The sequence below is a fragment of the Nostoc sp. genome, from assembly GCF_036919895.1.
Classification (GTDB): Bacteria; Cyanobacteriota; Cyanobacteriia; order Cyanobacteriales; family Nostocaceae; genus Nostoc.
Genome location: NZ_JBALBW010000004.1, coordinates 18,379 through 43,229 on the forward strand (window position 1 = coordinate 18,379; position 24,851 = coordinate 43,229).

General features: G+C 42.1%; 24 protein-coding genes and 1 pseudogene. 16 read left to right on the forward strand and 9 right to left on the reverse strand.

The window, feature by feature from the left end:
- The first annotated feature begins 360 nt into the window (after positions 1-360).
- The 7 genes from V7K55_RS00240 (at position 361) to V7K55_RS00270 (ending at position 5,511) form a co-directional block, all read left to right on the forward strand.
- Complete coding sequence (locus V7K55_RS00240; protein WP_094328475.1) at positions 361-882, forward strand: phycocyanin subunit beta; 522 nt, start codon at positions 361-363, stop codon at positions 880-882.
- Between the two features lie 88 nt (positions 883-970).
- Positions 971-1,462, forward strand: coding sequence for a phycocyanin subunit alpha (cpcA, locus tag V7K55_RS00245; RefSeq protein WP_334826988.1), 492 nt, complete (start codon positions 971-973; stop codon positions 1,460-1,462).
- Between the two features lie 163 nt (positions 1,463-1,625).
- Complete coding sequence (locus V7K55_RS00250) at positions 1,626-2,438, forward strand: phycobilisome linker polypeptide (RefSeq protein WP_334826991.1); 813 nt, start codon at positions 1,626-1,628, stop codon at positions 2,436-2,438.
- A gap of 131 nt (positions 2,439-2,569) precedes the next feature.
- Positions 2,570-3,439, forward strand: a complete 870-nt coding sequence (locus V7K55_RS00255) for a phycobilisome linker polypeptide (protein ID WP_334826993.1) — start codon at positions 2,570-2,572, stop codon at positions 3,437-3,439.
- Between the two features lie 75 nt (positions 3,440-3,514).
- Positions 3,515-3,772, forward strand: a complete 258-nt coding sequence (locus V7K55_RS00260) for a phycobilisome linker polypeptide (protein WP_334826995.1) — start codon at positions 3,515-3,517, stop codon at positions 3,770-3,772.
- On the forward strand, positions 3,772-4,617 hold the full coding sequence (locus V7K55_RS00265; protein WP_334826997.1) for a HEAT repeat domain-containing protein: 846 nt from the start codon (positions 3,772-3,774) through the stop codon (positions 4,615-4,617). The genes V7K55_RS00260 and V7K55_RS00265 overlap by 1 nt, the downstream gene beginning before the upstream one ends.
- Before the next feature lie 168 nt (positions 4,618-4,785).
- Positions 4,786-5,511: a HEAT repeat domain-containing protein gene (locus V7K55_RS00270; protein ID WP_334826999.1), complete on the forward strand. Its 726-nt coding sequence runs from the start codon at positions 4,786-4,788 to the stop codon at positions 5,509-5,511.
- Between the two features lie 132 nt (positions 5,512-5,643).
- On the opposite strand, the gene V7K55_RS00275 is transcribed toward V7K55_RS00270, so the two are convergent.
- Positions 5,644-6,288, reverse strand: coding sequence for an HD domain-containing protein (locus V7K55_RS00275; protein WP_334827001.1), 645 nt, complete (start codon positions 6,286-6,288; stop codon positions 5,644-5,646).
- A gap of 182 nt (positions 6,289-6,470) precedes the next feature.
- Between V7K55_RS00275 and V7K55_RS00280 the strand changes: the two genes are divergently transcribed.
- The 3 genes from V7K55_RS00280 (at position 6,471) to pruA (ending at position 12,709) form a co-directional block, all read left to right on the forward strand.
- Entirely contained in the window at positions 6,471-8,015 is a 1,545-nt protein-coding gene (locus tag V7K55_RS00280) for a serine/threonine-protein kinase (protein WP_334827003.1), read from the forward strand.
- Positions 8,016-8,105: 90 nt separating this feature from the next.
- Positions 8,106-9,473: a protein kinase domain-containing protein gene (locus tag V7K55_RS00285; RefSeq protein ID WP_334827005.1), complete on the forward strand. Its 1,368-nt coding sequence runs from the start codon at positions 8,106-8,108 to the stop codon at positions 9,471-9,473.
- Positions 9,474-9,736: 263 nt separating this feature from the next.
- Complete coding sequence (pruA, locus tag V7K55_RS00290; protein WP_334827007.1) at positions 9,737-12,709, forward strand: L-glutamate gamma-semialdehyde dehydrogenase; 2,973 nt, start codon at positions 9,737-9,739, stop codon at positions 12,707-12,709.
- A gap of 221 nt (positions 12,710-12,930) precedes the next feature.
- Here pruA and V7K55_RS00295 read toward each other — a convergent pair whose 3' ends face one another.
- The gene (locus V7K55_RS00295) at positions 12,931-14,724 is read right to left on the reverse strand and encodes a sensor histidine kinase (RefSeq protein ID WP_334827009.1); all 1,794 of its coding nucleotides are present in this window, start codon (positions 14,722-14,724) and stop codon (positions 12,931-12,933) included.
- A gap of 524 nt (positions 14,725-15,248) precedes the next feature.
- On the opposite strand from V7K55_RS00295, the gene V7K55_RS00300 reads away from it, so the two are divergent.
- Positions 15,249-16,175 (forward strand): cobalamin-binding protein, encoded by a 927-nt coding sequence (locus V7K55_RS00300; protein WP_334827011.1) that lies wholly within the window; start codon positions 15,249-15,251, stop codon positions 16,173-16,175.
- An 89-nt stretch (positions 16,176-16,264) separates the two neighbouring features.
- Here V7K55_RS00300 and V7K55_RS00305 read toward each other — a convergent pair whose 3' ends face one another.
- The 3 genes from V7K55_RS00305 to V7K55_RS00315 all read right to left on the reverse strand — a co-directional run bounded on the left by V7K55_RS00305 (position 16,265) and on the right by V7K55_RS00315 (position 17,549).
- Entirely contained in the window at positions 16,265-16,567 is a 303-nt protein-coding gene (locus tag V7K55_RS00305; RefSeq protein WP_334827014.1) for a TMEM165/GDT1 family protein, read from the reverse strand.
- A gap of 71 nt (positions 16,568-16,638) precedes the next feature.
- Positions 16,639-17,070, reverse strand: a complete 432-nt coding sequence (locus V7K55_RS00310; protein WP_334827016.1) for a TMEM165/GDT1 family protein — start codon at positions 17,068-17,070, stop codon at positions 16,639-16,641.
- A gap of 128 nt (positions 17,071-17,198) precedes the next feature.
- Positions 17,199-17,549: a YkgJ family cysteine cluster protein gene (locus tag V7K55_RS00315; RefSeq protein ID WP_334827018.1), complete on the reverse strand. Its 351-nt coding sequence runs from the start codon at positions 17,547-17,549 to the stop codon at positions 17,199-17,201.
- Between the two features lie 315 nt (positions 17,550-17,864).
- On the opposite strand from V7K55_RS00315, the gene psb30 reads away from it, so the two are divergent.
- Complete coding sequence (gene psb30, locus V7K55_RS00320) at positions 17,865-18,008, forward strand: photosystem II reaction center protein Ycf12/Psb30 (RefSeq protein WP_265276256.1); 144 nt, start codon at positions 17,865-17,867, stop codon at positions 18,006-18,008.
- Between the two features lie 139 nt (positions 18,009-18,147).
- Here the strand turns inward: psb30 and V7K55_RS00325 are convergent, their stop codons facing one another.
- The 4 genes and pseudogenes from V7K55_RS00325 to V7K55_RS00340 all read right to left on the reverse strand — a co-directional run.
- Entirely contained in the window at positions 18,148-20,247 is a 2,100-nt protein-coding gene (locus V7K55_RS00325; RefSeq protein ID WP_334827022.1) for a single-stranded-DNA-specific exonuclease RecJ, read from the reverse strand.
- A gap of 82 nt (positions 20,248-20,329) precedes the next feature.
- Positions 20,330-20,755 (reverse strand): hypothetical protein, encoded by a 426-nt coding sequence (locus V7K55_RS00330; RefSeq protein ID WP_334827024.1) that lies wholly within the window; start codon positions 20,753-20,755, stop codon positions 20,330-20,332.
- A 101-nt stretch (positions 20,756-20,856) separates the two neighbouring features.
- Complete coding sequence (locus V7K55_RS00335; RefSeq protein ID WP_334827152.1) at positions 20,857-21,111, reverse strand: type II toxin-antitoxin system RelE family toxin; 255 nt, start codon at positions 21,109-21,111, stop codon at positions 20,857-20,859.
- Between the two features lie 20 nt (positions 21,112-21,131).
- A pseudogene (locus V7K55_RS00340) lies at positions 21,132-21,269 on the reverse strand (phosphate ABC transporter ATP-binding protein); the annotation flags it as partial.
- A gap of 192 nt (positions 21,270-21,461) precedes the next feature.
- On the opposite strand from V7K55_RS00340, the gene V7K55_RS00345 reads away from it, so the two are divergent.
- The 4 genes from V7K55_RS00345 (at position 21,462) to V7K55_RS00360 (ending at position 24,820) form a co-directional block, all read left to right on the forward strand.
- Entirely contained in the window at positions 21,462-21,677 is a 216-nt protein-coding gene (locus V7K55_RS00345) for a hypothetical protein (RefSeq protein ID WP_334827026.1), read from the forward strand.
- Positions 21,678-21,684: 7 nt separating this feature from the next.
- Complete coding sequence (locus V7K55_RS00350) at positions 21,685-22,110, forward strand: type II toxin-antitoxin system VapC family toxin (RefSeq protein ID WP_094330791.1); 426 nt, start codon at positions 21,685-21,687, stop codon at positions 22,108-22,110.
- Positions 22,111-22,239: 129 nt separating this feature from the next.
- Positions 22,240-23,811 carry a metallophosphoesterase family protein gene (locus V7K55_RS00355; RefSeq protein WP_334827028.1) on the forward strand — a complete coding sequence of 524 codons (1,572 nt, stop codon included), beginning with the start codon at positions 22,240-22,242 and terminating at the stop codon, positions 23,809-23,811.
- Between the two features lie 250 nt (positions 23,812-24,061).
- Positions 24,062-24,820 carry a YebC/PmpR family DNA-binding transcriptional regulator gene (locus V7K55_RS00360; protein ID WP_334827030.1) on the forward strand — a complete coding sequence of 253 codons (759 nt, stop codon included), beginning with the start codon at positions 24,062-24,064 and terminating at the stop codon, positions 24,818-24,820.
- The last annotated feature ends 31 nt before the right edge of the window (positions 24,821-24,851 follow it).

Consider the following 24,851-nt stretch of genomic DNA (forward strand, 5'->3'; position numbering starts at 1 on the left):
TTGAGGAATTTCCTAGAGGTGAAGAGAAGCTAATCAGAAAATGTAAAGTTATGTAAAACAAATTAACAAACATAACAATAATTTGTAATAAATAATGATACGGCAGCATTGTATAAAGAGAACTTGGAAGTAAAAAACAACATCTTAATCAGGTTTTCCAGTCATTCACAGAAGTTTTAAGTTTTTTAACAAAAGTTTTAATCTGAAAGCCTGGAGATCGTAAACTTATTTCTTGGATGTCTGTTTTAAACCTTTCGTAACTCGTCAGGCAGTGCTGACATCAAAAAAAAGGCAAAAAGCTGAACCATTCAGTTTTGAGTCCAATTATTCTTAACCGAGCAAAGTAGGAGATTTAACGCAATGGTTTTAGATGCATTTGCAAAAGTAGTTTCCCAAGCTGATACACGTGGGGAATACCTCTCCGATGCACAATTGGATGCATTGAGCGAACTAGTCAAAGATGGTAACAAGCGTGCAGATGCTGTTAACCGGATTACCAGCAATGCTTCCGCTCTAGTTGCTGCTGCGGCTCGTGATTTGTGGGCAGAACAGCCCCAATTGATCACTCCCGGTGGTAATGCTTACACCAGCCGTCGCGCTGCTGCTTGCATCAGAGACTTGGACATCATTCTTCGCTACATCACTTATGCAATCTTTGCTGGCGATTCTAGTGTTCTAGATGACCGTGCCCTCAATGGTTTGCGTGAAACCTACTTGGCATTGGGAACTCCCGGAGCTTCAGTTGCTGTTGGTATTCAAAAGCTGAAAGCAGCTTCCTTGGCAATTGTTAACGACACAAACAATATCACCAGAGGCGATTGCAGCGCTTTAGCATCTGAAATAGCTAGCTATTTTGACCGTGCTGCTTCAGCAGTAGCTTAAGGCAGATACTGCTGCTATTGACTGAGATAATTGTCCATTAGGACAAAACAAAATTTCAACCAAAAGTTTGTAAAAGGGAAATACCAAAATGACAAAAACACCTCTAACGGAAGCAATTGCATCAGCAGACTCTCAAGGTCGCTACCTCAGCAGCACCGAAATTCAAGTTGCTTTTGGTCGCTTCCGTCAAGCACCAGCTAGCTTACAAGCAGCAAAAGCATTGAGCGCTAATGCTCAACGCTTGACCGAAGGTGCTGCTCAAGCAGTATATAACAAGTTCCCTTACACCACTCAACAACAAGGCCCTAACTTCGCGTCTGATGCACGCGGTAAAGGCAAGTGTGTTCGTGATGTCGGCTACTACTTGCGGATGATCACTTATGCTTTAGTTGTTGGTGGCACAGGCCCCTTGGATGACTTCTTGATTTCTGGCTTGGCTGAAATCAACCGCACTTTTGACCTATCTCCTAGCTGGTACATTGAAGCTCTCAAGTACATCAAAGCTAACCACGGTCTAAGCGGCGACCCAGCTGTTGAAGCAAATTCATACATCGACTATGTAATCAATACTCTAAGCTAGAGTGTTTCTTTAGCCCGGAGAGGAAATCAGCTCTTATGACAAGTGAGTTCTATGAGTTGCTTACCTCTCCGGGCAGTTTTATTTTCAAAAGACTGTTAAAAAACTAGAAAAAAATTTTCTAAAAAGTTTTCAGTTTTGCAGTTAAAACTGAGGAGGTTTAAAGATGGCAGCTTTGGGACAAGCAGCAAGGTTAGGAATTGGAGCGTTTGAAAACTCAGCACCTGTAGAACTACGCCCCGATAGAACTGAAGCAGATGTGGCAGTGGTTATCCGGGCAGCTTACCGTCAGGTTTTGGGTAATGCATATCTCCTAGAAGGAGAGCGTTTGGAGAGTGCAGAATCACTTTTGCAACAAGGTTTAATCTCGGTTCGGGGATTTGTGCAAGCTATTGCTCAATCAGAACTCTATCGGGATAAGTATTTCCACTCCAATTCACAAACTCGGTTTATCGAGTTAAATTATAAGCATTTATTGGGGCGGGCCCCAGAAGATGAGTCAGAGATTTCATACCATGTTGAGCTTTACAACTCACAAGGTTACGAAGCTGAAATTAACTCTTACATTGACTCATTAGAATATCAAGAGAGTTTTGGCGAAAATGTTGTACCCTACTATCGAGGCTTTAAAAGTCAAGTAGGACAGAAAAATGTCGGGTATAGCCGACTGTTCCAACTGTATCGGGGTTATGCGAATAGCGATCGCGCCCAAGGACAAAAACAAGGACGGCTAACCTGGGAAGTAGCTAAAAATCTAGCTTCACCCATTTATCCAGTCTCTTCTGGAGCCTTAACGGGCCTCTCTACAGGTGGTCGTGGGGAAACATATCGCATCAGAGTGCTACAAGCAGCTTCCCCAAATTCAACTGTAGTGCGGCGTGGGACTGCGGAATTGATCGTACCCTACGAGCAACTTTCTAGTAAATTGCAGCAGTTGAATCGTAAGGGCAGTAGAGTTATTAGCATTACTGCCGTATAAATAGGACTGGGGACTGGGGACTGGGGGCTGGGGAGTGGCGGCTGGGGAGTGGGAAAGAGTTTTCTCAATACCTAGTAGCCTATCCCTAATCCCCAGTCCCCAATTAGTAATTACAAAAGGAAAATTCACCAATGGCTATTACAACAGCAGCGTCCCGTCTAGGAACGGAACCTTTTAGCGACCAATCTCCTGTAGAATTGCGTCCCAATGCAACTAAAGAAGATATAGAGAGAGTAATTGTTGCCGTCTATCGTCAGGTGTTGGGCAACAACTATATATTGGCATCTGATCGCCTCGAAAGTGCTGAATCTATCCTGCGCGATGGAAAAAATACAGTCCAAGAATTTGTGCGGCAAGTCGCCAAATCAGAACTGTACAAAACCAAGTTCTTTTACGACAATTTCCAAACTCGTGTTATCGAACTGAACTATAAACATTTGTTGGGTCGTGCCCCTTATGATGAGTCTGAAGTGGTTTATCACTTGGACTTGTACCAAAACAAAGGATATGAAGCCGACATCGATTCTTATATTGATTCGGCAGAGTATCAATCTAGCTTTGGTGAAAATATAGTTCCTTACTATCGTGGCTTTAACACCCAAACAGGACAAAAAACTGTCGGATTCAGCCGGATCTTCCAACTTTATCGCGGCTATGCCAGTAGCGATACTTCCCAACTCAAAGGCAAATCCTCTCGCCTTGCTGCCGAACTAGGTCGCAATAGTGCATCTGTTGTTGTTCCTCCATCTGGTGCTTCTTCAGGTTTTTCATACGTTGCTTCCGAAAAAGGCGTTACCCCCAACAGTACTTTTGGTGGTGCGGGAACATTTGGTAAAGAAGGCAGACTCTACCGCATTGAAGTAGCAGGTGTTTTTGGTGCCGGTTATCCTAGCACACGCCGTGTCAATCAAGCGGTGGTAATACCTTATGAAGAACTATCTAGTTACTTCCAGAGAGTGGTAAAACAAGGTGGTAAAATAGCTAGTGTGAAACCGCTTTAGTGTGATTTGTCAATAGTCATTAGTTATCAATTAATGACTATTGAAAACTTAAAATTTAAAATTTGGAAGTGATTTATGCTTGGACAAATTAGTGGTAGAACTAGTAGTCGTAATTTCCGGTATGAAGTAGTAGGTTTGCGCCAAAGCGAAGAAACCGAAAAAACCAACTATCCAATTCGTTCTAGTGGTAGTGTGTTTATCACAGTGCCTGAGAACCGGATGAATCAAGAGATGCAGCGAATTAATCGCTTGGGTGGCAAAATAGTCAGTATTCAACCATTGAACGCTGAGGCGAAAACAGATAGCGAACAAAGCGATCATCCTTCTTCCTAATGAATTCTAGTCCGCAGAAATTTGAAGATTTATCACCGACAGGTGACAATACCGACGGTGGATCTTTAACAGTAGAACAAGCGATCGCTAATCTTGAAAGTGCCGATTTAGGCTTGCGCTTTTATGCTGCTTGGTGGTTGGGTAGGTTTCGTATAAGTGAACCAGCTGCGGTTACAGGGCTGATTAAAGCTTTAGAGGATGAAGCCGACAGGACACCAGAAGGCGGATATCCTCTGCGACGGAACGCAGCTAGGGCTTTAGGAAAACTAAGCGATCGCCAAGCAGTATCACCTTTAATTGCGTGTTTAGATTGCTCAGATTTCTATGTGCGCGAAGCAGCAGCACAATCCTTAGAAATGTTAGGAGATGCGGTTTGTATTCCCGCCCTAATCAAGCTATTAACAGTAGGTTTGCAGAGAGAGCAGCTTGTCTCACAGCAACCTGATTTATCTCAACCCTACGAGGCCATTTTAGAAGCCTTGGGAACCTTGAGGGCGACTGAAGTTATCCCTTTGGTAAAACCATTTTTAGAGCATCCAATTGAATTGGTACAATATGCTGCCGCGCGAGCGATGTATAAGTTAACCCAAGAACCAGCTTATGGGGAAAGGTTAGTAAAAGCTTTGGCGGGTGAAAGATTGCAATTGCGTCGAGCAGTGTTAGCAGATTTGGGAGCTATTGGATATTTACCCGCAGCAGATGCGATCGCACAGACTCTGGCTGAAAATAGTCTCAAGCTGATTTCTCTCAAAGGATTACTAGAACATCAAGTCAATCACACTACACCAAGCACTTTGTCAGATGGTGCGATTAAAGTGATTAATTTGATGGACTCGCTATTGTAGTCATAAATTATAGAGAATAAGTTCTTATTAATACGTTACAAAAAATACTTTCTATACATAAACCCCCAACCCAACTGCAAAATCAGGGTTAGGGGTTTATGTATGATGTCACCTACGGATAACTTAAGCTACAATTAGCTGACGGCTAATTACTCATGAGAAATTGTTATGAATAACAGCGATCTTGCCCAAATACTGATCCGTGCTGTAGAAGAAGCAGACTCTTCAGAGCGCTTAGTAGATGCAGTTCAAGAGTTAGCAGCAGCACATATAGAGGAATCTGTTCCGACTCTAATTGCAGCTTTGGGCTACAACAATCCAGGGGCTGCGGTGGCGGCGGTAGATGGACTAATTGCGATCGGGGAAGCCGCAGTATCGCCACTATTGGAACTAATTGATGATTACAACTATGGCGCTAGAGCTTGGGCACTTCGCGCCTTAGCCGGAATTGGCGATGTTCGAGCGCTGGATACCTTATTCGAGGCAGCAAAAACCGATTTTTCCTTGAGTGTGAGGCGGGCAGCGGCAAGAGGATTAGGTACTTTACGCTGGCATCAATTACCACCGGAGAAAGTAGAATCTGTTCAGACTCAGGTATTAGAGGCGCTATTACTGATTTCTCAAGATCCAGAATGGGTAGTGCGCTATGCAGCAGTGACGAGTTTAGAAACATTGGCCATTGCAATAGCAGTCACTTTACCCGATGGAGCATCACGAATTACAAATCAACTTCAGCAAATGCTCGATACAGATGTTGATCTCGGAGTTCGTACCCGTGTCAAGTTTGCACAAGAAAAAATTCAGCAGCAACAGCATCAAGAAGTCTTTGCACCAAAAAGAAAACTACAAGAAACTGATGTTGAAGTGCCTCATCGTGGCGGTGGCAGACGTTAAGCAATTCAAAATTTATCCTAGAGAAGTCAATGGTGATGCATTACCCCTCTTCTGTCACTTTCCGGGAGGGCGATCGCTAGAAGCCTCATGAGGCAATCAATACATTATCTGCTTCAAAAAGAATAGCTTGACCTAATGCAACGACTGAATTTCTGCCTGTATATTGCCACGGGCGCAGGGTTCAGCGAACTCTGACATTAAAGGCGTAAAGTAGATATGCGATCGCAGTAAAAATCGTTCCAAAACCTGCTGACGACCTGTGATATAATCTTCTTCTGACAGCCAGCCATATTCCTGGCGAATGGCATGGGCGTATTCTTTATACTCCACTGAGTTAGCAGACAAAATCGCTAAATCTGCATCAAGTAGAACTTGGCTATCATAGTCATTCAGCGCAGCTTGGTGATCTTTAGTGTTTAAAATGAGACGGGTGACAGTAGTTATAATACTTTCTGGAGCACCTAAATTACTTAGCAATTCAAAAGCATAGTCTGCACTTCGTTCTTCATTATCTTGAGCTTTAGTATCATACACTACATCGTGAAGCCAGGTAGCTAGTTGAACAGTAGCTAGGTTATTGGTGTAGCCTTGCAAAATCTGAACTGTGCTGAGGACGCGATCGATGTGTTTGAGTGTATGGTAGTAGCGATCGGGGGTAGAATAAGCTACAACCAAGGAATTAAAGGCTTTTTCAGCCGCTATCTGGTCAACACCAAAGGGTTTGAGTGTGTGTTGCCAGTTAGAAAATAAAATATCCATAAAGTTTTCTGTAGGCATAGAGTGAGTATACCCATTCTTAGTATTGGAAAAAACAAGTACATCCTGTTAAAACAGCAGTAGAAGACTTGAGGTGCAACCTCACCTTCTGACTCTGTTGGTACAAAGAGGGGGAATTTTCCCTTCCCACAAGCGAAAAGTAGGGGTGCGATCGCGCAAATATATTTACAATTTATAAATCAATGAAACTTTGGACGCTCAATCAAAATCTGGACAACGGAAGATTCATTATACAAAAAGTCCTTGGTGGCGGTGGCTATGGTGTCACCTATAGCGCCATAGAACAGCCTACGGGTAAAGTAGTCGTTATCAAAACCCTCAACCATATTCAACAAAGTAAAGAGGACTTTCAGCAGCGACAGGTAAAATTTGTCAATGAAGCGCTGCGGTTAGCCAGATGTACTCATACCCATATTGTCCAAGTCTATGAAGTTATCCAAGAAGATGGACTCTGGGGCATGGTAATGGAATATATTGATGGGGAAGATTTAGGCGCTTATGTTGAGCAGCATGGCCAATTGTCGGAAGATGAAGCTTTACGCTTCATTGACCAAGTAGGTCAGGCTTTAGAATATGTCCACAAACAAGGATTTTTACATCGAGATATCAAACCCAATAATATTATATTGCGCGGTGGCAAATCAGAAGCAGTTTTAATTGATTTTGGTTTAGCAAGAGAATTTACAGTTGGACAAGTGGGGAGCATGACTAACGAGAGAACCAACGGCTATGCACCTATTGAACAGTATGAAAGACAGGGTAATTTTGGTCATTATACTGATGTTTATGCCTTAGCTGCAACCCTATATAGTTTGCTCACAAAAGAGATACCTTTTCCTGCAAATTTTAGAGATAAGGGCATACCTTTACCACCACCAAAACAATTTAATCCGCAAATTAGTGACAGGGTAAATGATGCAATTCTGAAAGCGATGGCATTGCAACCTCAAGAACGTCTACAGTCGGTGTTAGAGTTTCGAGAATTGCTGGGTATCGCTAGCACCCAATCATACCAACAGGAAGGACAAGAATTAATTTCAAATATCAAAGGTTTAGAATCACAATCCCAAGAGTTTCCGCAATTGGTGTCACCTAAACAATTCCTGGAAATAGATAAAGAAGAATCAGAAGAAACCATATTGTTAGTGTCGCCAAAGCAATTGAATCCTCAAATTAGCAATAGGCTAAAGGATGGAGTTATTAAAAACATAGCATTGCAATTTAAAAAAAGTTTACAATCGGTGTCAGAGTCTAGAGAAAAATCATCCGAGATTAAGTTAATTTCTGCTGTGAATATAGATTACACCCGACTGCAAGATTTACTAGCAGCCGGAGAGTGGAAAGAAGCAAATGAAGAGGCGACACGAGTGATGCTAGCAGTTCCTAAAAGAGAAAAGGAAGGCTGGTTTCGCCCTCAAGATATTGACAACTTTCCTTGTGAAGATATCCAGACCATTAACAAGTTGTGGGTAAAATACAGCAACGGACGTTTTGGTTTTTCGATACAAAAGCGCATTCATCAAAGTATGGGTGGAACTAGAAACTACGATAAAAAAATCTGGGAAGCTTTTGCCGATCGCGTCGGTTGGAAAAAAGATGGAGAATGGATACTATACTCCAGACACCTATGTACTTGGAATTTAAATGCACCTTATGGACACCTTCCCCTCCCTCATCACGGTTTTATGTGGGGTTGTGGGTGTTTTCTTTCCCATAAAGATTTGTAGAAGGTGGCAGGAGGGGCTACGCATGAGTCAGTATTGTTATATCTGATACAGGTAAGTTATGATCGTGGGCATTAATTTTCTATTTTTCAGATGCCAGATAAAATCATCCTCACCGTCATTCAGGGACAATTATTAGGACAGCAATATATTTTTGACTACCGCACTAGCTGCATCATCGGCAGAAGTCCAGATTGTAATCCGCAGTTACCAGATGATGAGAATCATCGGGGTATCTCCCGCTATCACTGTCTGCTGGATATCAACCCTCCTGATATTCGGGTGCGGGACTTTGGTAGTAAAAATGGCACTTATATTAATGGTAAAAACATCGGACAACGCCAAGCATATCAAACTGTCGAAGAAGCTGTAAATCTCCAGTTTCCAGAATATGACTTACAAACAGGCGACGAAATCAATTTAGGTCACACTGTCTTCAAAGTTAGTATGGAATCATATCAGGAAGAGAAAAATCCGTCGAACCTCATTCCTCGCAATGTTCCTGTCAACGATAACCCGGTACAACAGTCTTATTTCTTGGAAATCATCACCCACTTCCTGAAATTGGCTGAAGGTGGCGATCGCAATTTCAAAGCAATTAGTGGTTATAATCTTGTCAAACTCCTCAGCAGTAGTGAATTCGGAGAAGTTTATTTAGCACAGCATAATCAGTCTGGCAAGTTCATAGCCCTAAAGGTCATGTTACCAGCAGTGGCAGCAAATGAATTCGCTGTGCAGATGTTTCTCCGGGAGACGGAAAATACCAAGGCTTTGCAACATCCTCACGTAGTGCAACTGATGGATTGCGGCTACTCGGAAATCATCTTCTTTTTTACAATGGAGTATTGTGAGGGCGGTACTGTATGGGATTTCATGCAGCAACTAGGTGGGCGATTGTCTATTGATATTGCTATACCGATTATTCTCCAAATTTTAGACGCTTTGCAATATGCCCACAATGTTGAAATTCCTTATGTCAAACTGGCTGATGGGAAGTTTGGCAAAGGTAAGGGTATAGTCCACCGCGACCTCAAACCGAGTAATATCTTCCTTACTAATATTGATGGAAAACTGGTTGCTAAAATCGGTGATTACGGTTTATCTAAGGCATTTGATTTGGCTGGTTTAAGCGGTCAAACTTTGACTGGTACTCAAGCGGGTACTCCCGTTTTTATGCCCCGACAGCAGGTGCTTAACTTTAAATATGCCCAGCCAGAGGTAGATATTTGGGCAGTTGCGGCTTGTCTCTACAATATGCTAACAGGTAGTTTCCCCCGCAACTTCACAGGCGATCCCTTTCTGGCAGTTTTACAAAATGAACCTATACCAATTCGAGAACGAGATGCGACAATTAGGCAACCACTAGCACAGGTGATTGATTTAGCGTTGGTTGATAAGCCAGAAATTCACTTTAAGAGTGCAGCCGAGTTTAAGCAGGCGTTGTTAAGTGCGTTGTCATAATAGAGTTTAGGGACTTCCAAATAAAAAAATATCCAACTATTTATTGTGGGGTGGGCAACATGAGCGCCCCGAATCTAAGGCGCTCATGTTGCCCACCCCACAAGATGGGATAATTTATAACTTGGAATTCATATAGGGACTTCCAAGTTATAAATTACAAATTAACAATTCAGCATGATGGTGACAGCTAAATGAAAGAGTCAAAATAGAAGACACAGGCTTTGTACAAAAAGCCTTGTTTAGATTAACGGAGTTTATTATCAGTGGTATTACAAGTACAGACAAGCACCTACGAAGCTAAAACCCAAGAAATTGCTAAACAACTTCTCGCAGCAACGCAGGAAAATCGTTCGTTTTTTTCTTCCCTGCGGGATCAAATGCGCTGGGATGATAAATTACTAGCTTGGGCGATGAGTAATCCTGGGTTGCGGGTGCAACTATTTCGGTTTATAGATACGCTACCTGCTTTACACAGTAAATCAGAAATCGCCTCACATTTACAAGAATATTTAGGCGATGAGTCTGTAGAATTACCGACAGCTTTGAAGGGAATGCTAAACTTTGCTAATCCCGACTCGATGCCCGGACAAGTTGCTGCTACAACCGTTGGTACAGCTGTTGAGACTCTTGCCCATAAATATATTTCTGGGGAAAATATTAAACAAGTCATCAAAACAGTTGAACGACTACGAAAAGAAAAAATGGCTTTCACCATTGATTTACTTGGTGAGGCGGTAATTACCGAAGCCGAAGCGCAGTCTTATCTAGAACGCTATCTAGAATTAATGCAACAATTGGTAGAAGCATCAAAGAATTGGGCAGCTATCCCGGCGATTGATGAGGCTGATGGCGAAACTATCCCAAAAGTTCAGGTTTCTGTTAAATTAACGGCGTTTTATTCCCAATTTGACCCTTTAGATGCTAAAGGTAGTGAGGAGAGAGTTAGCGATCGCATTCGTACTCTCTTACGTCGTGCTAAAGAGTTGGGTGCAGCTGTCCATTTTGATATGGAGCAGTATGCTTATAAGGACATAACTCTCAGCATTCTGAAAAAACTCTTATTAGAAGAAGAATTTCGGCAACGCACAGATATTGGCATGACAATTCAAGCATATCTGCGTGATAGTGAACAAGATACCAAAGACGTAATTTCTTGGTTGAAAGAACGCGGTTATCCTTTGACAATCCGCTTAGTGAAAGGTGCATATTGGGATCAAGAAACTATCAAAGCAGCCCAGAAGCATTGGCAACAGCCAGTTTATAACGATAAAGCGGCAACTGATGCTAACTTTGAAACCATCACTCAGTTATTGCTAGAAAATCACCAATATGTGTATTCTGCCATTGGTAGCCATAATGTGCGATCGCACTCTCGCGCCATTGCCATAGCTGAAAGTTTAAATGTCCCCCGCCGTCGCTTTGAACTGCAAGTCCTCTATGGTATGGGTGATAAAGTTGCCAAGGCGTTAGTTGACAAAGGTTATCGAGTCAGAGTTTACTGTCCCTACGGTGAACTATTACCTGGAATGGCCTATTTAATTCGGCGTTTGTTAGAAAATACAGCCAATAGTTCTTTTTTAAGGCAAAATCTCGAAAATCGACCAATTGAGGAATTATTAGCGCCGCCAATTGTCAAAGAAGAGAAGAAATCTTCAACTATTGACTCTCATTTCCTCGGTGCTGCTGATACCGATTATGCGGTGGAAGAGGTGAGAACGCAAACGGCGAAAGCTTTCCAAGGCGTTCGTCAACAATTGGGTAAAACTTATTTACCGTTGATTAATGGCGAATATGTTAATCCGCCGGAATTTGTTGATTCTCTCAACCCTTCTAATTTTAGTGAAGTAGTTGGTAAAGTTGGCTTGATTAGCGTTGAACAGGCTGAACAGGCGATGCAAGCAGCCAAAGCAGCGTTTCCTGGGTGGAGGAAAACACCAGCTAAACAACGCGCTGATATTTTGCGGAAAGCTGGTGATTTGATGGAAGAACGCCGCGCTGAACTTTCAGCTTGGATAGTTTTGGAAGTTGGGAAACCAGTTAAGGAAGCTGATGGAGAGGTTTCGGAAGCGATAGATTTTTGTCGGTACTATGCGGATGAGATAGAACGGCTAGATAAAGGTGTCAATTATGACCTAGCTGGTGAAACTAATCGTTATATCTACCATCCACGGGGAATTGTTGTAGTAATTTCTCCCTGGAATTTCCCCCTGGCGATCGCTTGTGGAATGACTGTAGCAGCCTTAGTTTCAGGTAATTGCACTCTCCTCAAACCTGCGGAAACGTCTTCTGTAATTGCAGCGAAACTCACAGAAATCTTGATAGATGCTGGTTTTCCTAAAGGTGTATTTCAATACGTGCCTGGAAAGGGTTCGCAAGTCGGAGCTTATTTAGTAAATCATCCAGATACTCATGTAATTGCTTTTACAGGTTCTCAAGAAGTCGGTTGTAGAATTTACGCAGAAGCCGCAATATTGAAACCCGGACAAAAGCACATGAAACGGGTGATTGCGGAAATGGGTGGCAAGAATGCGATTATTGTCGATGAAAGTGCTGATTTAGACCAAGCCGTTGTGGGTGTAGTGCAGTCGGCATTTGGTTATAGCGGACAAAAATGTTCAGCTGCTTCCAGGGTGATTGTGCTGGAACCAATTTATGAAGCCTTTGTGCAACGGTTGGTAGAAGCGACAAAATCCTTGAACATTGGGGAAGCACAGTTACCTAGTACCCAAGTTGGGCCAGTAATTGATGCTAATGCCCGCGATCGCATCCGCGAGTATATTGAGAAGGGTAAGGCAGAAGCACAATTAGCTTTGGAATTACCAGCACCGGAACAAGGATATTTTATCGGCCCTGTGATTTTTAGTGAAGTCTCACCAAATGCCGTAATTTCTCAGGAAGAAATTTTTGGCCCTGTGCTGGCGGTAATTCGGGTAAAAGATTTCCAGGAAGCCTTAGCAGTTGCCAACGGTACAAACTTCGCCTTAACTGGCGGACTTTATTCTAGAACACCTTCCCACATTCAACAGGCGCAGACAGAATTTGAAGTTGGGAATTTGTACATCAATCGTAATATTACCGGAGCGATCGTTGGGCGGCAACCCTTTGGTGGATTTAAGCTTTCTGGAGTGGGTTCTAAAGCCGGAGGCCCTGATTATCTACTGCAATTCCTAGAACCACGCGCGGTAACAGAAAATATTCAGCGCCAAGGTTTTGCACCAATTGAAGGGGCAGATTAAACTACAAGAGTCAGTAGGGTTAAGGCTTGATTTTCTCTAACTCTTTTTAAGGCAATACGGTTAAGTTAAGGATCTTTGGTACTCATTTTAGACCCCTATAAACGCAAAATTCCACTTCTATACCAAGGCTTTTGAGCTTAACTGAACTGTATTGCTTTTTAATGGAGTTAGGGGCTTCCTGGGTAAAACTATTAATAACCCAAGGACAAAGTAAAATTTTCTCACTCATCTTCTTTATCCTCTCCAACTTCTAAAAGCACTGGATTTGGTAGAAATAGAGTGAACTGACTACCCTTTCCCAAAGTCGATGTAAAAGTCACGTCGCCACCATGCAAATGCGCTAATTTGCGTGTTAAAGCTAAACCCAAACCAGTGCCTTCATACTGCCGATTTAAGCGACTGTCAAGCTGTTTAAAGGGTTCAAATAGAAATTGAAACTGACTTGAGTCTATACCAATTCCAGTATCTAAAACTGTGAAAGTTATTCCTTGGGGTACTTTTTTTACTACTAGTGACACATTGCCGGCTGGAGTGAATTTAATGGCATTGGTGAGCAAATTGAGTAGCATTTGCTTGATGCGCCGCTCATCAGCAATACAAATATTCTCTAGAAGATCAATTTTACACGTGAGTTGTAACCCCTTTTCTGCGGCGCGATCGCGCACTGTCCAGATGGCATAATTACATAAATCTGACACTAGCAAAGGTGACAGTAACAATTCCTCTTTACCTGCTTCTACCTTAGATAAATCAAGGATATCGTTAATCATTGTCAGCAAATGCTCACCACTACTATATATACAACTTACATATTCGTTTTGTTTTTCATTGAGATAGCCAACTATTTCTTGTTGCAGCAGTTGTGACAAGCCCATAATCGCATTCAGAGGTGTCCGCAACTCATGGCTCATGGTTGCTAAAAATTCACTTTTTGCCCGACTAGCAGTTTCTGCTGTTTCTTGAGAGGCACGCAGTTTCAACTCTGTTTCCTTGCGTTCAGTAATATCCTCAATCATCGCTAGAAAAAACTCAGGTTCACCATTGCTGTCTGGTATAACAGAAACCGAGATATGAGTCCAAACTAAGCTACCATTTTGATGCAGGCAGAGTCTTTCCACCTCAATGTGATGTCTTTCGACAAACTGTTCTTGATGTTTGGAGGATTGGAAGCCTAACTTGGAAGTTTTCGCTGAGTTTGTACGAATTCCTGACATTAGTTGTTTGTAAAGTTTTAAATCCCCCTTTTCTATAGAAATGTAATCTGTAAAGCGCTTACCATATAGTTCTTCTCGGCTGTATCCTAAAATCTCACACAGTACCGGATTGCTATCGACTATCTGGGCTTTCATATCTATAAGTCCAATACCGATAGAAGAACGCTCAAAAATCGCTCGGAATTGCGCCTCACTCTGTCGCAGTGCTTCCTGTACAATATTTCGCTCGCTTGTTTCTATAGCCAAGGTCACGAAATCTGCTATTGAGCCAGCAAAAGTCTCTTCTTCTGAAGTCCATTGGCGACCTTCGCCTGTGTGTTCGTGGCAGACTACGCCCACTAAACGACCCTCTAGCCAAATCGCTGCATCTAGCACCGATGTGATACCCAAAACAGAAAGATAAGACTCGGATAATTCTTGGGTTCTTCTATCGTTTCTGGCATCATCTGCGGCAATAGTGCGCTCCTCTTCTAAAGCCTGGAAATAAGCTGGATAATTTTCTTGTGAAAGCGAGTTACCAAAGCTATGCTCTTTAGTGCTTGTGTCGTATAAATCAATACATTCAACTCTTGAGCGTTCTTCATTATATAACCACACCCCGACTCGCTTTACTAAGAGCGTCTGAGCAGCAGTTTCTGTAATCTCTCTTAATACTGCATTGAGATTACCTTGTTGAAAAGTCTTGCTTCTTGCCAGTTGCACCAGTGTTTGGCTTTGTTTTCGCCGACTATTTTCTCTAATTTGTAAAGCCTCTTGGGCGTACTTTTGCTCTGTAATATCTCTAGTTGACACCACCTGCATTACTTGACCTCAAGAAGAAATAATTTTACCTTATAGTTCTACGGAAAAAGTAGAACTATCTTTGTATAAATACAATTTCTTAATATGTTTTTTCATAACCGGAGAAAACATTTTGTTTCATCAAATCTTCTTATTCTGAATAACGAGTTTCAAACTAGATTTTGCTATAGCAATCCTAGATCGTTCCTGAGAGATAATATCCTCGACTTCTTTGAAAAATAAGGGATCTATCACTTTTAATTCTCATAAATCAAATAGGATTACCATAGTTACTTTCAATAGTTGACATAAGTAATTGTTGCTAAGTATAACTAATATTTTAAAATTATTATGCTAAGTAATTATGCCATATAGATGGCAAAAAATCAAACATTAGGCTTAAGCCCCCACTCCCTTGTTACACAGCAATCTCACAGATAATTGGTATGACGACCAAAACACCATTGATTCTCCTGGAGAAAGATACTTAATTACTCAAATTTTGCGAATATTAAGCTGACAGCAACTTTTATGGAGGTGGAGCGATGACGGATACTAATTTAAGAATTGTTTCTCTGATTCCCGGTGGAACAGAGATTTTAGCGTCGCTAGGGTTAGTTGATGCTATTGTAGGGCGATCGCACGAATGCGATTATCCTCCAGAAATTCTCAATCGCCCCGTTTGTACCCAAGCACGCTTAGACTCTAATGCCTCCAGCAGCCAAATTCATAATGATGTGAATAGTCTATTGCAATCTGCTCTCAGTATTTATGAAATTAAAACAGATGTTTTAGAGCAGTTGCAGCCTACCCACATTCTCACTCAAGACCAGTGCGATGTTTGTGCTGTCAGTTTACACGAAGTTGAAAAGGCAGTTGCTACACTTGTTGACAGTAAACCACAGATTATTTCTTTACAACCTAATATTCTCCAAGACGTTTGGGCTGATATTGAGCGAGTCAGCCACGCTTTTGAGGTAGACTCACTAAAAGTCTTAGAAAATTTAGAAGCTCGTGTAAAAATTTGTCAGCAAAGAATCCAAGGACTTTCTTTACACGAACAGCCTACTGTCGCCTGTATCGAGTGGATCGATCCTTTGATGGTTGCCGCAAATTGGATTCCTGAATTAGTTAACTTGGCCGGAGGACATTCTTTATTTTCTGTTATAGGTAAGCCTTCTCCTATCTTGCCGTGGGAGACACTATTAACAACTAATCCAGATGTAATTGTTTTTATGCCTTGTGGCTTTGATTTAAATCGCACTCGCCAAGAAGCCAAATTGTTAACTCAACGTCCAGAGTGGGAAAAACTACACGCTACGCAAGCTGGTAGGGTGTACATTACTGATGGCAATTCTTACTTTAATCGTCCAGGGCCACGACTGGTAGATTCTCTAGAAATCTTGGCAGAAATTTTGCATCCAGAAATTTTTCAATACGGCTATAAAGGAACTGGTTGGGAGCTTTTGTGAAGGAGAATTCAGAACTCAGGAGTCAGATGGCGTTGTAATTTTATCGCTTGATGGGTCAAGTATGCTGAATTATCTCTTTTGATTCCTTTTTATGATGTTGGTTCAGAATCTGTGGATGGTTCATTGTTAAATAACAGCAGGCGTGCAGCGAGGATGGCAAATCCGATAGCAGCGATCGCTTTTAACAAGCGTGTAGGCAACAATTCCGCTACTGCTCCCCCTGCTAATGCCCCTAACAGGCTTGTCAACAGCAATGCACCTGCTGCACCAAAAAATACTGCGCGTGGAGAATTAGAACGCCCTGAAAGTGCGATCGCAGCTAGCTGACTTTTGTCACCCAATTCTGATAAAAAAACTGTAATAAAGCTCAGTCCTAAAAGATGCCAATCCATATTATTAAGGGGGAATGGGGAGTGGGGGAGATGAGGGAGAATAAATTGTACAGACGCGATTCATCGCGTCTCTAACCTTGAAATACATCCCAAAACAGCATTAGGGAAATCACCAACAACATCACACCGGCTGATTTTTCTACGGTTTTTGGGCTGACTCGGCTAGCTATCCAACTACCTAAAAGTACGCCTAATAAACTGGTGGTTATCAAAGCCGCCGCCGAGCCGAAAAATACCACCCAAGGCGAATGAGATTCTGCACTCATTAACAAAGTGGATAGCTGAGTTTTATCTCCAATTTCTGCTAGAAAAATGGTTACAAAAGTTGTACCAAAAACTACTAACACTGATTCCTGCTTTGGAGGACTATCGGCAATAATTACAGGCTGAACTGGCTGGGCGATCGCAGGAGTCAAGCTAAAATCATTGCTGTCTTTAAGTTCTAGCTCGATGTCAGTCTGAGCTATGCCAGAAATCTCCAAAGGTGCAGAGTCAAGTTTCACAGGCAGTAGTTTTGGTTGCTAGATTGTTTTCATATTTCTATCATATTCTCAGATTGTTGTAATAAATTGCAACTACATAAATAAAGACAAAAAAAATTATGGGGTATCTTTGTGTGCTTGCATCCTGCTTACAGCCCAACAGCTTTATCGAAGCGTAGAATTTCTAAGCTGCGATCGCCGTATACTCCTTCTATTTGCTGACGACAGCAGTCAACAGCAAAATCGTTGACTTCTTCAGGTTCAACCCCATACATATCTTGAAAAACTTCTGATTCCACGCGGCAGAAACGAGGACGATCTGCGTAGATGCGACATTCTCGCGTGGTATGGTCGAAATTAACGCACCATCCATCTTCACCTACCATGCTGAGGTAGAGTTCTAGTTCTGGTGGAGACAGATACTCATCCAAATCTGGACGATCTGCTGGTTCGAGATTACAGCAGGCTCCACATTGCTTTATACATTGCCAAGTTGACATTTTGAATTAGGGAATGGGGAATGGGGAATGGGGAATGGGGAATGGGGACTGGGGAATGGGGACTGGGGAAGAAGCAAGGGAGCAGGAAGCAGGGGAAGCAGGGGAAGCAGGGGAAGCAGGGGAAGCATGAGAAGAATAACTATTGATTATTACCCAATGCCCAGTTCCCAATTCCCTATTTTACGTTTTTATATCTTTTCTTATAATTTTGTTAAGTAAATTAAATCTAGCAGTCCATAGCCAGATATGATCGACTTCGGGACTTTGTAATTAAGTTATTGAATTTTTTAAGACAATTAACAGGAGAAAAGGAAAATGTTTGACGCTGTATCTGACTTGGTTAACGCTTTTACCAGTATTAATTGGGAAGTTATCTTCCAATTATTGTCTATAGCGCTAATCGTCATTGCTGGCCCAGCAGTAATCTTTGTGCTGGCATTTCGCAACGGCAACTTATAAGTGGGCTGAGTGCTGATTTAGAATGAGGAGTTAGGAGTAAGAAATAAAATTTAATTCTCAACTCATAGCTCATATTTCATAAATCAGCACTCACTGTATCACAGTCACAAGTGATAGGTTAATTAATAACCCTTAACTTCTAACTCTTAACTGATAAAGCCTGAAGTGCAGCTTGAATAATACTGTCATACTGTGGGTGAGAGAGATCAACTTCTTTGGCATTTTGACGATTAGTACCCAGTAGACCAATTATATGTCCTGGCTTCATGGCTAAGACTTTGCCTTCAGAATTTTTAATTCTTAATTCTGCTTCAATACCGTTTTTATAGAAACCACAAGTATACTGTCGCTGGTTGTACTCAAAAGTTGTACTTGACGGGACAGGTGGCGAAGCAAAAAATTGTTGAAGCTGAATTGGTAGTCTAACACCGATTAACTCTAGCTCGATGGTGGTGTTACCGTTAAAGTAATTTTCTCGCAGTTTGTAAGCTACATCTACTCGCGGTGGTAAGCGGAAGTAGTCGCCCCAACGCCAAGCGATCGCTTTAATTCTATACTCCTGATTATCAATAGTTTGGGCAATTGTCAGTTTAATGTGACCTTTACCAACGATTTTTTGCTCAAGTACTTGAACATTAGGTGTCCAGAAAACTGGATCGGGGTTGTCCATACCGCAGGGTTGGAGAGCATTAAGCTGTTGGTAAAGCTGCTGATTAAGCCGATCGAGGTTAACTTCAGTGTCAATTTTTAGCAGAGGTTTGAGGTGCTGGGGTTCAAGACACTGGTTAGCAAACTCAATCAAACGCGATCGCAACACCTGTAAGTTTTCTGCTGGTAGAGAGAATCCCCCGGCGGCTTTGTGTCCGCCAAATTTGCCTAGTAAATCGTGACAATATTCCAAAGCTTCAAACACGTGAAACTCTGGAATCGAGCGTGCTGAACCGCGTATATGTTCTTCATCCTCATAAGTACCGATAAATACGGGTACACCGTAACGTTCTACCAAGCGGGAGGCGACAATCCCAATAACGCCGTGATGCCAATTGGGTTGTACAACAATTAATACCCGATCTTGTTGTAGAGATGTAACATATTCTGTCTCTACATAAGCGATCGCTTCTTGTTCAATTTGCTGACACATCTCCTGGCGAGAAGCGTTGATTTGTTCGCATTGCATTGCTCTTTCCAGCGCCACCCCCATATCATCTGTAGTCAGCAGTTCAATAACAGTTTGGGGATTACCAATCCGACCAATAGCATTAATTCGTGGCCCCAAGCGAAACCCAATATCTTCAGGCTTCAACGATTTTGGATTTTGGATTTTGGATTGAGTATTTTCTCCCCTGCTCCCCTGCTCCCCTGCTTTCTCATCCCCCCTCGCCTGTACGCCACCTACCTGAATTAACGCTTGTATACCAGCTAAGTTGGATTTGGGTAAATGCTGTAAACCACGTTTTACCCAACGGCGATTTACACCAGTTAAGGGGGCTAAATCTGCGATCGTTCCTAGTGTAAAGAGTGCTAGCATCGGCTGGATCAAGCCCTTAGTTTCCCTTAATTGTTGTGCGAGAGACACCGCCAAAATGTAGGCAACACCAACACCAGCAACACCTCGATAGGGTGACGATTCCGCTATTAGTTTAGGATTGAGGATAGCATTAGCTGGGGGTAATTTTTGGGGGATGTCGTGGTGATCGGTGATAATCACTGCTAGACCAAGTTCTCTAGCTCTAGCAACTGGTTCAAACGCAGAGATGCCATTATCAACAGTGAGAATTAATCCTACACCTTCGCTGTGAAATTCTTCAACTATGCGTTTATTGATACCGTAGCCTTCGTGCATCCGGCTGGGAATAGCATAATCTACCAGTGCGCCTAAAGTACGGAGACTACGCAAAAGTAGGGCAGTGCTAGTCATTCCATCAGCATCGTAATCACCACAAATAGCAATTTTTGTTTGAGAAGCGATCGCATTTTCCAACAACTCCAAACTAATTGCCAAATCTGGGAAATCTTCCAAAGGCGAAGGTAAAACTAAAGATTCTGGATTTAAAAATGCTTGTGCCTGTTCTGGTGTTTCAATCCCTCGATTAATCAACAACTGGCTGATAATGGGTGAAACATTAATCAAAGCCGCCAGTTTTTGGGCAAATTCTGGTTTCTGCGGATAAATTTGCCAGCGCTGATTAGGTAAGCGCCTGCTAGGTTTTGATAGCTCAGATACAGGTCGGTCTAGCACGATACAAGTTAGGATTTTTTAGTTATGAGTTTTGAATTTAAAGTTGTTTCTTAACTCATAACTAATAACATTAATTTGCTATCTAAAACACGTTTATCCTGCCATCATCCATAATATACAACGAGCGATCGCCCGGAGAGCGCCAAGTTGGACGGAGTTCCAGCCGCAATGTGCCAAAGTTCGGTTTTGAAACGATTGCTTGTAGTGACAAACCCTTTTCGCTCCAAAATATCAGAGATGTATTTGGCTCCGTACCCTCTATTTGTTCTAAACTTAATTTCTGCCCTGGATTCAAAGAAATTGCATCAGTCCCGGAGGGTTTTTGGATTTTAATCAGGTTAGGCGTGCTATTTATAACTTCAACTCGGATGTGTTGTCCAGGTGTAACCTGAATCGGATGTGAGCCACACTTAGAAGCACAAGTTTTAGCTAAAGTATTGCTGGGATTATTGATTGATGTCACTAAAACGGTAGCTGCAACTAAAGCAAATGATAGAGGCTTAAACATAATACACAGTATAAGTACTAAACTGAAATATTACCTTGCCTGAATACTTTTAAACCTCAGTATATTTTCCAGAATTACTTTGTTAAATTACTAATTACGAATTATTTGTTACAAATATCTCCTCTAGCACCAATAGCGTAAATTTCGATGTCTTTGGAATCAATATCGACTGTAAAAATAATTCTGTTTTTACCTATACGTAGTCTGTAAAATCCCTCCCAATCACCTTTCATCTTTTTGATATCTAGTTCTGTAAACGGGATAATACCTTGGTTTTCGACAGCAATAACAATTTGGTTTATTTGCTCCCGAATATTTTCGACATCTTCGGGATTTGCTTTTTCTAAAAATTTAATTGCTTTTTTAGGTTAAAGGGTAAAATAATGGTGTACTGCTGCTTGAGTTCTAAGCAGAGTTCTTCTACTTGGCGATTAGAAATTGGGTCGAGAGCAGAACATGGTTCATCCATCAATAATACATCTGGCTTCATAGCGATCGCACGAGCAATGCAAATAATCCTATGAACGTAATAGTTCACAGGAGTCGCACTCACGTAACATTAGTTCTGTTGATGGCTGAGGCAATTCTAAAAAATCGATATAATTCGTAAGATTGATATAAGTATCTTCACTAGTTATTATCTCGTCTACTCTACCTGTATTGTTACAACCAGCTTAGGATAGAGTAAAAGTACTTTTTGCGAAAAATGGTAGAAAAAATCACAGCTTTGTTTAATGGCAAAGTCTTCTATCCGGCTGAACAGATCGCACTACCAATCAATACCCGTGTGCGAATTAGTATCGAAATTTTACCGCCAAGCGAACACGAAACGGTATCATTTCTGCAAACAGCGCGATCGCTCAACTTAGATGGGCCACCTGACTGGTCTACCAATATAGATAAATATTTATACAGTAAGTAAACTTTCCATGCATTCTGAAGTCTTTCTTGATACATCCTTTGCCATTGCTTTATCTGCACCGAGCGATCGCTTGCATGACCGAGCCTTACATCTGGCTAAAATGTTACAAGCAGCAGAAACTCGGTTGGTGACAACACAGGCGGTAATGTTAGAAATTGGCAATGCCTTATCCCAACAACCTTATCGCCAAGCGGCAATCACATTATTAAATTCTCTAGTAGCAGACTCCAAAGTAGAAATTGTCCCCCTCTCCCAGGAACTCTACGAACGCGCTTTCGAGTTATATCGGGAACAAACAGAGAAAGAATGGGGATTTGTGGATTGCGTATCTTTTATTGTCATGCAATATAGCGGAATCACTGAAGCGCTGACTGCTGACGAGCATTTTCAGCAAGCTGGATTTCGAGCATTACTACGAGAAAACTTGCCTTAAGGATTGGGATTTGGGCATTTGGGCATAGGGCATGGGGCATAGGTTACTCACAAATGACAAATGACTAATGACTAATGAAATATTTCGTTACAATCAACGTGTGCATTAGGCATTGAAGAGTTATCAGCCATGAAATTGATTTCCGATCCACCGATTCCTGTGAAAATTCAAAAAATGAAGGAACGGGTGCGGTGGATGCATCCAAGTTTTGTGCAACGGGGAATTGACCAAACCAGCATGGTTATTGACGATGGCAGGGAAGATAGTCCAGAATTTTCCTTTATGGTTATCGGTGACTCTGGTACTCAATCGCATTATCGACACCACCCCCAACGAAAAGTTGCCGAACTGATGCTTCCTCACCGCGATGATTGCAGCTTTGTGTTGCACACAGGTGATGTAATCTATGTGGTGGGTTCCCAAGAGTATTATTCAACAAACTTTATTGAGCCTTACCGGGAATTTCTTGTCGGTGGTAATAACCCGAACAGCATTCCTTACGATCGCATGGTGTTTAATCTGCCGTTCTTGCCAGTACCAGGTAATCATGATTACTACGATGTACCCTTGATGTACCGTTTATTTACTGGAACAACATCTTCATTACGTCGCCTGTTCCGCTACAAAGATATTGAGATTGGCTGGCATGGATCGTATCAAGGTAATGCTTATGCACGGGCATTTATGGATTATACCCAGGCGATCGCTTCCCCACAAGAATTAGAACGTCATTTAGATCGACACTACACTGCTAAGACTGATGCAGGGCGGTGTTTGCGTTACGAACCCGGAGAGTTTACCCGTTTACCCAATCGCTATTACACCTTTCGTTATGGCGGGATTGACTTTTTCGCACTGGATTCTAATACTTTTAATACACCATCACCCTTACCTGCAACTCAAGAGGGGCAAATTTATCGCCAGGAATTGCAAAAGCGCCGCCAGGAAATAGATCGAGAAGAATTACAGATTTTGGGAATATGCGATCGCCTCAACCCAGATAAACCCACCGAAGCTGAACAACTTGATGAACTTAGTGCCAAATTAGATCAAATAGACGAGATCAAAATCGATATTGAAAAACAATTGGCATCTGAGAAAATGCCTGAGATCGATTTTGAACAACTTGAATGGTTGCGAAGCAGACTTATTGAATCTTGGAACGCCTCCGAAGTCCGCGGACGTGTAATCTTTTTTCACCATCCGCCTTATGTTACTGAGGCTACTAAATGGAATCAGGCACAAACCTTGGCGGTTCGCCACCGCTTGCGCTGGGTGTTTGAACGAGTGGCAGAAACTCTTGGTTCTTTAATTAAAGAACGTCCCATAGTCGATTTGATTTTAAATGGTCACGCTCACTGTTTGGAGCATCTTTGCACAACTGATACCGGATTTGCTGACTCTCACATTAACTGCATTATCTCTGGTGGTAGCGGTCATCGTCCCCGCTATCAACGGCGAGAAGGGACTGAATTGATGGAGACTTTTACGGAAATAGCAGATAAACCCACTCGGAAAGTTGCCGATTCAAAGCTTTTTGTTGGTCGTCATGATTACAATCTCCAAAAGCGATTGCCTTACTCATCTGTGCGGATTGATGTTTTGGCTGGTACTCCAGCCAAGTTTACCATCAGACCGTTGGTTACAGAACGAGTTGGGGATGAGTGGTGTAACCGCGAACTTCAACCTTTTGTGATTTAACAAAAAACCTCCTGATCTAGTCTTGCACAATTATCTAAATGTGAGTTCGATAAACCTCTCCCTCCCAGCCTCCCTCTCCGAAACGGAAAGGGAGGAGTATGAAAAATTAGGCTTTTTGCTCCCCTCTCCGCATCGGAGAGGGGCTGGGGGAGAGGTCAAAAAAGATTTGTCAAACTCACGTTATCTTAAATCGTGGTTTTTGCAAGCGTTTATATCTTAATCTTGAATAGAGTTTTGATAATTTCAGATTATGGCAGGACATAGTAAATGGGCAAATATTAAGCGCCAAAAAGCCGTAGTAGATGCAAAAAAGGGAAAAACCTTCACTCAGTTATCGCGGGCGATTATTGTTGCGGCTAGAAGCGGCGTTCCCGATCCGGCGCTGAATTTTCAACTCCGCACGGCAATTGACAAGGCAAAGGCAGCGAGTATCCCCAATGATAATATTGAACGAGCGATCGCTAAAGGGGCAGGTACTTTTGGCGGTGATAACACTATCTTTGAATCGATTCGCTACGAAGGTTACGGCCCTGGTGGTGTGGCAATTTTAATCGAAGTCCTCACAGATAATCGCAATCGCACTGCTGCTGACTTGCGCGTAACTTTTAGTAAAAATGGTGGCAATCTTGGTGAAGCAGGTTGCGTTAGCTGGATGTTCGATCAAAAAGGCGTTTGTGTAGTACAGGGTGCGATCGACGAAGAACGGCTTTTAGAAGCATCCCTTGAAGGCAATGCCGAGTCTTATGAGATGACTGAAGATGATATGGCTGAGGTTTTTACTGACATTGGCAATTTAGAAACCCTTAGTCAGACACTCAAAAATCAAGGCTTTAAGCTAACGGATGCCGAATTTCGCTGGATTCCTAGTAATAGTGTAGAAGTTACCGATCCAGATCGGGCGCGATCGCTTTTCAAGTTAATTGACACTCTAGAAGGCTTGGATGATGTGCAAAATGTCACAGCTAATTTTGACATAGCAGAAGAACTGATGGATATCAGTCTTTCTTAATCAATATTCACATCGCATCATACCCCATAAA

What these genes read in the sequence shown, in the direction of transcription:
- V7K55_RS00300 (WP_334827011.1), top strand. Translation starts at nt 15,249, where the DNA reads ATGACGGATACTAATTTAAGAATTGTTTCTCTGATTCCCGGTGGAACA.
- V7K55_RS00315 (WP_334827018.1), bottom strand. Translation starts at nt 17,549, where the DNA reads ATGTCAACTTGGCAATGTATAAAGCAATGTGGAGCCTGCTGTAATCTC.
- V7K55_RS00360 (WP_334827030.1), top strand. Translation starts at nt 24,062, where the DNA reads ATGGCAGGACATAGTAAATGGGCAAATATTAAGCGCCAAAAAGCCGTA.
- V7K55_RS00280 (WP_334827003.1), top strand. Translation starts at nt 6,471, where the DNA reads ATGAAACTTTGGACGCTCAATCAAAATCTGGACAACGGAAGATTCATT.
- V7K55_RS00255 (WP_334826993.1), top strand. Translation starts at nt 2,570, where the DNA reads ATGGCTATTACAACAGCAGCGTCCCGTCTAGGAACGGAACCTTTTAGC.
- V7K55_RS00240 (WP_094328475.1), top strand. Translation starts at nt 361, where the DNA reads ATGGTTTTAGATGCATTTGCAAAAGTAGTTTCCCAAGCTGATACACGT.
- V7K55_RS00330 (WP_334827024.1), bottom strand. Translation starts at nt 20,755, where the DNA reads ATGTTTAAGCCTCTATCATTTGCTTTAGTTGCAGCTACCGTTTTAGTG.
- V7K55_RS00285 (WP_334827005.1), top strand. Translation starts at nt 8,106, where the DNA reads ATGCCAGATAAAATCATCCTCACCGTCATTCAGGGACAATTATTAGGA.
- cpcA (WP_334826988.1), top strand. Translation starts at nt 971, where the DNA reads ATGACAAAAACACCTCTAACGGAAGCAATTGCATCAGCAGACTCTCAA.
- V7K55_RS00305 (WP_334827014.1), bottom strand. Translation starts at nt 16,567, where the DNA reads ATGGATTGGCATCTTTTAGGACTGAGCTTTATTACAGTTTTTTTATCA.
- V7K55_RS00265 (WP_334826997.1), top strand. Translation starts at nt 3,772, where the DNA reads ATGAATTCTAGTCCGCAGAAATTTGAAGATTTATCACCGACAGGTGAC.
- V7K55_RS00260 (WP_334826995.1), top strand. Translation starts at nt 3,515, where the DNA reads ATGCTTGGACAAATTAGTGGTAGAACTAGTAGTCGTAATTTCCGGTAT.
- V7K55_RS00250 (WP_334826991.1), top strand. Translation starts at nt 1,626, where the DNA reads ATGGCAGCTTTGGGACAAGCAGCAAGGTTAGGAATTGGAGCGTTTGAA.
- V7K55_RS00345 (WP_334827026.1), top strand. Translation starts at nt 21,462, where the DNA reads ATGGTAGAAAAAATCACAGCTTTGTTTAATGGCAAAGTCTTCTATCCG.
- V7K55_RS00295 (WP_334827009.1), bottom strand. Translation starts at nt 14,724, where the DNA reads ATGCAGGTGGTGTCAACTAGAGATATTACAGAGCAAAAGTACGCCCAA.
- V7K55_RS00270 (WP_334826999.1), top strand. Translation starts at nt 4,786, where the DNA reads ATGAATAACAGCGATCTTGCCCAAATACTGATCCGTGCTGTAGAAGAA.
- V7K55_RS00350 (WP_094330791.1), top strand. Translation starts at nt 21,685, where the DNA reads ATGCATTCTGAAGTCTTTCTTGATACATCCTTTGCCATTGCTTTATCT.
- V7K55_RS00275 (WP_334827001.1), bottom strand. Translation starts at nt 6,288, where the DNA reads ATGCCTACAGAAAACTTTATGGATATTTTATTTTCTAACTGGCAACAC.
- psb30 (WP_265276256.1), top strand. Translation starts at nt 17,865, where the DNA reads ATGTTTGACGCTGTATCTGACTTGGTTAACGCTTTTACCAGTATTAAT.
- V7K55_RS00355 (WP_334827028.1), top strand. Translation starts at nt 22,240, where the DNA reads ATGAAATTGATTTCCGATCCACCGATTCCTGTGAAAATTCAAAAAATG.